Source organism: Rhodococcus sp. EPR-134 (genome assembly GCF_001647205.1).
In the GTDB taxonomy this organism is placed as follows: domain Bacteria; phylum Actinomycetota; class Actinomycetes; order Mycobacteriales; family Mycobacteriaceae; genus Rhodococcus_F; species Rhodococcus_F qingshengii.
The window spans coordinates 1-1,120 of the sequence record NZ_LVCT01000719.1 but is presented as its reverse complement, the minus strand read 5'-3'; the positions used below and the strand labels follow the sequence as shown (position 1 = coordinate 1,120).

Annotated in this window: 1 protein-coding gene and 1 pseudogene; both read right to left on the bottom strand. The window is 64.6% G+C overall.

What is annotated here, in order from left to right:
* A pseudogene (locus tag A2J01_RS31080) lies at window positions 1–534 on the bottom strand (hypothetical protein); the annotation flags it as partial.
* A gap of 158 nt (window positions 535–692) precedes the next feature.
* Window positions 693–1,120 (bottom strand): AAA family ATPase (locus A2J01_RS31075; protein ID WP_156519460.1); only part of this gene is annotated, 428 nt, incomplete at its 5' end.

Sequence of the window (1,120 nt, the reverse complement as noted above, 5' to 3'; positions counted from 1 at the left end):
GACCAGGATCCCGACCACACCGGCGGCCACCCACGTCGCGAGCTTGCGCTTCTTACCGCCGCCCGACGATCCATCGTCGATGAACGGCTGTTCCGGCGGAACTCCACCGCCACCACCGGCAACCGGATACTGCTGTGTATTTCCGTACTGCTGCGTGTTCCCGTACTGATCCGGGTTCCCGTACTGCTGAGCGGTGTACGGCGGATAGGCCTGCGTCGCACCAGGCGGCGGCGCCTGCGGATCGAACTGCGGGTTGTAGGCAGGGAACGCCTGAGTGGGATTCGGCTGCTGCCCCTGCTGCCCCAAGTACTCCGTGTTCTGATCCGGTCCGCCGTAGGGATACTGCTGTGCCCCCGGATACTGCTGTGCCCCCGGCTGCTGACCGAAATACTCCGTCGGCTGGTTCGGATTCTGGCCGGACACCGTCCCGTACTGCTCCGTCGGCTGGTCGGGCGTACGCCCCCACACCTCGGTCGCCTCGGGATCCTCACGGCGCGGCCCACCCGAGTTACGCGGATCGTTCTGATCGGTCATGCCTGGCTCACCTTCGGTTGGGACGAAAGCGCGTCGAAGTCGTTCGGAGAGGCGCGGGTGCAATCGTCCCCGGTTCGAGCATCCAGCCATCCAGGGTAGAACAAAATGCGAATGCCCCGCCGATCCAAGTGGCTCGACGGGGCATTCCGCTTACCGAATCAGGAGAGAACCAACTGATCCGCGTCCTCGCTGACACCGACGTGTACGGTGTCGCCGTCCTGGACCTTGCCGGCCAGGAGCAGCTTGGCGAGCTGGTCGCCGATCGACTGCTGAACGAGTCGACGCAATGGCCGAGCGCCGTACAGCGGGTCGTAGCCGCGCACTGCGAGCCACATCCGAGCCGCACCGTTCACCTCGAGGGTGAGACGACGCGCAGCCAGACGCTTCTGCAACTGCTCGAGCTGGATGTCCACGATGTGCTCCAACTGCTCCTCGGAGAGCGAGTCGAAGATGACCACGTCGTCGAGACGGTTGATGAACTCCGGCTTGAACGCGTGGCGTACCGCATCCATGACCTGCTCCCGCGTGCCACCGGATCCCAGGTTGGAGGTCAGGATCAAGATGGTGTTGCGGAAGTCCACCGTGC